We start from the raw sequence: 541 nt of genomic DNA on the forward strand, positions 1-541 counted from the left end.
GAGATGGTGGATACGCCGCATAAAATGAAGATGGGAGTTACTGGCTGTCCGCGTAACTGTGCTGAAGTGCTGACAAAAGACTTTGGGGTTGTTTGTGTAGAAAATGGCTATCAGCTGTATTTCGGCGGAAATGGAGGCACCGAAGTTCGAGAGTGTGACAGCTTAACTACTGTTAAAACAGAAGAAGAGGTTATAACATTTGCAAAAGCATATGTACAATATTACCGGGAAAATGCGAATTACGGAGAAAGAACAGCTCCATGGGTAGAGCGCACAGGCGCTGATAAGGTGAAAGAAACACTATTAAATGAAGAGAATGTTAAACAGTTTGTAAGCCGTTTTGAAAAGGCGCGATTAACATATAAAGAGGCTTGGTCTTCCATATTGAGTGATGAAACGAAACGAGAAATGTATGAAGTAATTAAAGGATAATCGTTAAGGATAAAAATGGAGGGGGAAGTAAAAATGACAGCAACAAAAGAATGGACGAAAATTATGAAAAAAGCGGATCTGCCAGTTCAAATCGGCAAAGAAGTGCATC

At 40.3% G+C, this 541-nt stretch carries 1 pseudogene; it reads left to right on the forward strand.

Annotated features, from left to right (window positions below):
* A pseudogene (locus QD409_RS35685) lies at nucleotides 1-432 on the forward strand (nitrite reductase large subunit); the annotation flags it as partial.
* Nucleotides 433-541 lie beyond the last annotated feature (109 nt).

It is taken from the genome of Rhizobium sp. BR 315 (assembly GCF_050577975.1).
GTDB lineage: Bacteria > Pseudomonadota > Alphaproteobacteria > Rhizobiales > Rhizobiaceae > Rhizobium > Rhizobium miluonense.